At 40.1% G+C, this 6,548-nt stretch carries 8 protein-coding genes; all 8 read left to right on the top strand.

The genetic code is table 11. The annotated features are described in order from the left end of the window. Positions 1–186: 186 nt before the first annotated feature. On the top strand, positions 187–828 hold the full coding sequence (locus Q0Z55_RS10525) for a hypothetical protein (RefSeq protein WP_297428177.1): 642 nt from the start codon (positions 187–189) through the stop codon (positions 826–828). Positions 829–939: 111 nt separating this feature from the next. After that, positions 940–1,413 (top strand): Rrf2 family transcriptional regulator, encoded by a 474-nt coding sequence (locus Q0Z55_RS10530; protein WP_297428180.1) that lies wholly within the window; start codon positions 940–942, stop codon positions 1,411–1,413. A 1-nt stretch (position 1,414) separates the two neighbouring features. Continuing rightward, a complete protein-coding gene (locus Q0Z55_RS10535; protein WP_297428183.1) occupies positions 1,415–2,632 on the top strand; it encodes an IscS subfamily cysteine desulfurase in 1,218 nt (405 codons plus the stop codon). 104 nt (positions 2,633–2,736) lie between these two features. Continuing rightward, positions 2,737–3,126, top strand: a complete 390-nt coding sequence (gene iscU, locus Q0Z55_RS10540) for a Fe-S cluster assembly scaffold IscU (protein ID WP_297428186.1) — start codon at positions 2,737–2,739, stop codon at positions 3,124–3,126. 34 nt (positions 3,127–3,160) lie between these two features. Then, entirely contained in the window at positions 3,161–3,481 is a 321-nt protein-coding gene (iscA, locus tag Q0Z55_RS10545; protein ID WP_297428188.1) for an iron-sulfur cluster assembly protein IscA, read from the top strand. A gap of 92 nt (positions 3,482–3,573) precedes the next feature. Continuing rightward, complete coding sequence (gene hscB, locus Q0Z55_RS10550; RefSeq protein ID WP_297428191.1) at positions 3,574–4,089, top strand: Fe-S protein assembly co-chaperone HscB; 516 nt, start codon at positions 3,574–3,576, stop codon at positions 4,087–4,089. Positions 4,090–4,125: 36 nt separating this feature from the next. After that, positions 4,126–5,985 (top strand): Fe-S protein assembly chaperone HscA, encoded by a 1,860-nt coding sequence (gene hscA, locus Q0Z55_RS10555; protein WP_297428193.1) that lies wholly within the window; start codon positions 4,126–4,128, stop codon positions 5,983–5,985. Positions 5,986–6,001: 16 nt separating this feature from the next. Next, the gene (gene fdx / locus Q0Z55_RS10560; RefSeq protein ID WP_297428196.1) at positions 6,002–6,340 is read left to right on the top strand and encodes an ISC system 2Fe-2S type ferredoxin; all 339 of its coding nucleotides are present in this window, start codon (positions 6,002–6,004) and stop codon (positions 6,338–6,340) included. Positions 6,341–6,548: the final 208 nt, after the last annotated feature.

Raw genomic sequence — 6,548 nt, forward strand, 5'->3', positions numbered from 1 at the left:
GACCAATGTCCTTGCTTTGTGTTGGCATATGTAGCCTCCTTGCTGATTTTATGTAGATTTTTAAGATTAAAGCTTAAGTTTTTTTTATAATAACGAAGCCACCACTTGCACCTTTATGAAAACTGTTCTACAAAGCTGTGGCGAATTTAGATTTATTTATAGGTAAATTTTGATCAGGGATCGGTTATGAGTCAACGTAATACAAAGCAACAAGCACTCATTCTTGATATGAGTATGGTGGCGCTGGAAACTTTATTTACTTTTGTATTAAAACATGACCGTGTGATTGCACATCAAGCCAATAATTTTGTGGAGCAAAATGTACGTGTTAAAATAAACAGCTATGTGCCCTACTTCGATTTTTATGTTGAATTTAATCAACATGGAATTTTGTTTGATACCCAAGCACCTACTCAACCTGTTGATCTAGATGTACGCACCACCTTAATGGATTTAGTTAAAATATTTATCTTAGGCAATAAGCGTAGTATTCGTGCCATGCGTATTGAAGGCGATATCACATTAAAAGATGAGTTTCGCGATTTGGCTTTAATGTTCAGCTTGCCAAAAGTGCTGTCGGATTGGAAACAATGGCTCAATGAGCCGTTAGAAAATGGTGATCTGCTCTCTTCAAAGCACCGAATTAACCCTTTACTTGAGAAAATAGATTTACAACGCGCTAAAATTAATAGCTTACAAGTTGAAGTCAAACAGTATAAAAATCGTATGCGTCATTTGCAAAGTAAGCAAAAGCGCCTAAATGTGGTCTTTTCAGGCATTATACTGCTTTTATTGATGATATTGATGTATACTCAGTTTTATCTATAAGCTTGCATTTTCTTCCAAATTAAAAGCCTTCGATGCACAAGAAAAAAACTTGACTATTTTAGTCAGGATTCATAAAATCACTCTATCTAGTCTTAACATGTGTATCGAATCATGCGCTTAACTACTCGCGGTCGCTACGCAGTGACTGCACTCCTTGATTTAGCTTTGCAGCCAACTGAAAAAACGATCACGCTTGCTGAAATTGCAGCACGTCAAACGATTTCTGTTGCTTATTTAGAGCAGTTATTTGCAAAGCTGAAGCGTCACGGCCTAGTGTCTAGCGTACGAGGTGCCAATGGTGGTTACCATTTAGCGCGTGGTGCTGACGATATTACCGTGTTAGAAATCATTGAGGCTGTAAATGAAGCCGTGGATGCGACACGCTGCGATCATAAAGGCAATTGCCAAAATGGTGCAATGTGTTTAACTCACGATTTATGGCAGGAACTCTCCCATCATATTGCCGATTATCTAGCAAAAATCACGCTTGCTGACTTGATTGCCCGTGACAATGTACAAACCGTTGCCATTCGCCAAAATTCAGCATCTTTTGATTCAGCCCTTTTATCGGTTACAGGTATTTGACATGAAACGTCCAATTTATCTTGACTACGCAGCAACAACTCCTGTCGACCCTCAAGTTGCAGAACGTATGGTAGAGTGCCTTACTTTTGAAGGTACTTTCGGTAATGCTGCATCTCGCTCACATGCTTATGGCTGGCAAGCAGAAGAAAAAATCGAGTACGCACGTGAACAGGTTGCCAATTTAATTAAAGCTGACCCACGCGAGATTGTATGGACTTCTGGTGCAACTGAATCAGATAACTTAGCCCTTAAAGGTGTTGCACAGTTCTATGCATCAAAAGGTAAACACATCATTACCTCTAAAATTGAACATAAAGCAATTTTAGATACATGTCGTGAGCTTGAATCTGAAGGGTTTGAAATTACCTATATCGAGCCACAACCACAAACAGGTTTAATTACCCCTGAAATGGTTGAAGCTGAAATTCGTCCAGATACGATTTTAGTGTCATTGATGATGGTTAACAATGAAGTCGGTACCATTACTGATGTTGCTGCAATTGGTGAAATCACACGTGCGAAGAAAATTTTCTTCCACGTAGATGCAGCTCAAGCGGCAGGTAAAGTTGAAATTGATCTATCGACAATGAAGATCGATTTAATGAGCTTCTCTGCGCATAAAATCTATGGTCCAAAAGGCATTGGTGCATTATTTGTACGCCGTAGCCCACGTGTTCGCCTCAAAGGTCAAATGCACGGTGGCGGTCATGAACGCGGTATGCGTTCAGGTACACTTGCGACACATCAAATTGTTGGTATGGGTGAAGCATTTGAACTTGCAGGTAAAAACTTAGCAGCTGAACAAGCACGCTTACGTGTTTTACGTGACAAGTTATGGAATGGCTTACAAGGTTTAGAACAAGTGTTCTTAAATGGTCACCCAACCTATAACGTGGCGAACTATCTCAATGTCAGCTTCAACTTTGTTGAAGGTGAATCACTGATGATGGCACTTAAAGATGCTGCGGTATCTTCTGGTTCTGCATGTACATCAGCGACGCTTGAGCCATCTTATGTATTACGTGCGCTTGGTTTATCTGACGAACTGGCGCATAGCTCAATTCGCTTTAGCTTTGGTAAATACACCACTGAAGAAGATATTGACCATGTATTGAACATTACCCAAGCGGCGGTTGAAAAGTTACGTGACCTTTCTCCACTTTGGGATATGTACAAAGAAGGTATCGATCTGTCTAAAGTTGAGTGGACTGAACACTAACAACACTTTGACCTTGTTGCGATTTGGTGACAAGGTCGTTGAAATTAACGTTTAAAACCTCATATTCAATATTAAAGGCTGACCCCGAGGTTTGGAGAAGCAACATGGCTTATAGCGAAAAAGTGATTGACCATTACGAAAACCCTCGTAATGTCGGTGTATTAGACAAAAATGCAGAAAACGTAGGCACAGGTATGGTCGGTGCACCGGCATGTGGCGACGTGATGCGTTTACAAATTCAGGTTAATGATGAAGGTGTGATTGAAGAAGCACGTTTTAAGACTTATGGCTGTGGTTCTGCAATTGCATCAAGCTCTTTAGTTACAGAATGGTTAAAAGGTAAAACTTTAGATCAAGCTCAAGCAATCAAAAACATTGATATTGCTAACGAACTTGCATTACCACCTGTAAAAGTACACTGCTCTGTATTGGCTGAAGATGCAATTAAAGCTGCGGTAGAAGATTACCGTACAAAGCAAGCTGACAAGGCTTAATTGTTCTGATTTGTTTGGATGTAATGGAGTTTTCATGATCAATTTAACCAAAAATGCTGCGGCTCATATCAGCAATTACCTACAAAATCGTGGTAAGGGTGAAGGCATTCGCGTTGGCGTGAAAACTTCAGGCTGTTCAGGCTTAGCTTACGTGCTTGAGTTTGTTGATGAAGTAGACAGCCACGACCAAGTTTTTGAACAATTTGGCGTTAAAGTTTTTGTGGACCCTAAAAGCTTAGTTTATCTTGAAGGTATGGAGATGGACTACGTGAAAAATGGTCTGAATGAAGGCTTTGAATTTAACAACCCCAACAAAAAAGGTGAATGTGGCTGCGGCGAATCTTTTACAGTTTAAGCTTTAGTCTTTTAACCATCTTTGCATTAAAACAGTGTAAATTACACTGTTTTAATTGTATCTTACCTCAGCAAAATTAGCCGGAACCTCCCATGAATCATTTTGAGTTGTTCAACCTTCCTGTAGCACTCGATATTGATTTAGCCGCTTTAAAAACTCAATTTTTAAAGTTGCAGCAGCAATATCATCCTGATAAAACAAGCGATAAAGATCAAGCATTGATCAAATCAAGTGAGATCAATCAAGCCTATAAGATTTTATCTCAGGTTGATAGCCGTGCGGGATATCTGCTTGGCTTAAAAAAACAAGATTATCATCTTGATCAATCGATTAGTGATTTTGAATTTCTACAAGATGCTTTAGAAATTCGCGAACAACTTGACGATGCACGTGCAAGTGAAGAATTACAATCGTTAAAAGTCGAAGTACAACAGTGGATTGACGGTTTAGTCCGTGAATTTAAAATTGATTATGACAGTGAAGATTGGGGTGAAGCGCGCGATACAGTGCGTAAATTACGCTTCTTTGTAAAAGTCATGGCTGACATCGAAAAAGCTGAAGATCGCATCTTAGATGATGAAGACTTTGATTTAGATGATGATTTTTAATTGATGTATTTATTTTTAGTTCAAAGGATGTAACGCATGGCGCTCTTGCAAATTGCAGAACCCGGTCAATCAAGTGCACCGCATGAACACCGTATTGCTATTGGTATCGATTTAGGCACCACGCATTCTTTGGTGGCCACGGTCCTTTCAGGCAAAGCCAAAGTATTAAATGATCAACAAGGTCGAGTTCTTCTCCCATCAATCGTGCATTATAGCCAAGATCAAAGCCAATATGGTGATGCAGCCAAAGCCTTTGTCACCCAAGATCCAAAGAATACCATTGTGTCTGTTAAACGCTTTATGGGGCGTTCTAAAGCAGACATCAAATTCCAGCACCCGTATGAGTTAATGGGTGAAGAGAATCAAATGCCAGCTTTTGTAACCGCACAAGGGCCTAAAACGCCGGTTGAGATTTCTGCTGAAATTTTAACTCAGTTAAAACTACGTGCTGAAGCCAGTTTACAAAACCCAATTAACGGCGCTGTGATTACAGTACCGGCTTATTTTGATGAAGCACAGCGTCAAGCAACGCGTGATGCTGCTGAACTTGCTGGTTTAAAAGTCCTACGTTTGCTTAATGAGCCCACGGCTGCTGCTGTGGCGTATGGTTTAGATCAAGATACCAATTTAGCAACCGATCGCAATTACGTCATTTATGATTTAGGTGGCGGTACTTTTGATGTTTCAGTTTTACGCTTTTCTCAAGGTGTATTTGAAGTTTTAGCTACAGGCGGTCATACCGCGTTAGGTGGCGATGACCTTGACCGTTTAATTATAAAATGGGCCAAAAAGCAGCTTAATATTGAGCTTTTAGATGATCATCAATATGCACAAGTTTTAGTTGCAGCACGTGAAGCTAAAGAAGCTTTAAGTGAACAACAATCGGTTGATCTTTTGGTGCTTGAGCATTCTTTAACTTTAGATCGTGAAACATTTGAAGCGATTATTAAAGTTGCTTTAGATAAGACCATAAGTGTGTCTAAACGTGTGTTACGTGATGCAAAACTTGAACTGACTGACATTGAAAATGTAGTATTAGTCGGTGGTTCAACCCGATCTTATGCCGTACAAAAAGCAGTACGTGAAGTATTTAACCAAGAACCACTTTGCACGATCAATCCAGATGAAGTGGTTGCTATTGGTGCTTCTATTACCGCCAACCAATTAATTGGAAATAGCCAAGACGGTTCTTTGTTACTTGATGTTACTCCCCTATCTTTAGGATTAGAGACTATGGGTGGCTTAGTGGAGCGCTTGATTTCACGTAATACTGCAATCCCTGTGGCACGTCGTCAAGAATTTACCACTTATCAAGATGGTCAAACTGCAATGCTCATCCATGTGGTTCAGGGTGAGCGTGATTTAGTTGAACATTGCCGCAGCTTAGGTCGTTTTGTGTTGCGTGGTATTCCACCCATGACAGCAGGTCAAGCACGCATTGAAGTCACATTCCAAGTCGATGCAGATGGTTTACTCAGTGTATCTGCCAAAGAAACCACATCAGGTGTAAACGCACAGATTGATATTAAACCGTCTTATGGTTTATCTGATCAAGATATGGAACGCTTGTTAATTGATGGTTTTAAATTTGCCGAAATTGATAAGCAATTACGTCACTTAAATGAAACCAAAGTTGAAGCAAAACGCGAACTCGAAGCGCTTGCACCGGCTTTACAAGCGGATGCGCATTTGCTTGATGCAACTCAACTTGCTGCACTTCAAGCTGCCCAAGCGCATCTAGATGTAACTTTGGCAGGTGATGACCTTCAAGCGATTGAACACGCTGTTGCTGCCTTAAAAGTCTATACTGATGCTTTTGCAGCACTCCGAATGAACCAACATATTGATGCTGCCTTAAAAGGCACCAAATTAGATGACTGGTCAAACTCAAATTAATTTATAGGTAACGACTATGCCACGTATTAAAGTATTACCACATGCGACCATTTGCCCAGAAGGTAAAGAGTTTGAGGTAGAGACCAATGCGAATCTTTGCGAAAGTTTACTTCAAAACGGCGTAAAGATTGAACATGCCTGTGATATGTCGTGTGCATGTACCACATGTCATGTAGTGGTACGTAAAGGTTTCGATAGCTTAGAAGAAATGGACGATGTTGAAGCAGATTTGCTTGATCGTGCTTGGGGCTTAGAACCTGACTCACGCTTATGCTGTCAAGTACGTATTGTGGATGAAGATTTGGAAGTTGAAATTCCAAAGTACACCATCAATCATGCCTCTGAAAATCACTAAATTTTGTGATTTAAAAAACCACGCTTAAAGCGTGGTTTTTTTTACATTGCAATGACTTTAACTAAAATGTGTTGTTCGGCTTCTTGCCCTTCTGCAATTTGCTTGCGACTTAGTTCTTTAGAATTAACTTTAAACGGCTTTGTTGCACAAAGATTTGAAATGCAAAGCGCCCCTAATTGAGCCAAATTTAAGGCGTAACTTGGGTAAG

The sequence above is a fragment of the uncultured Acinetobacter sp. genome (genome assembly GCF_947626835.1).
Taxonomy (GTDB): Bacteria; Pseudomonadota; Gammaproteobacteria; order Pseudomonadales; family Moraxellaceae; genus Acinetobacter.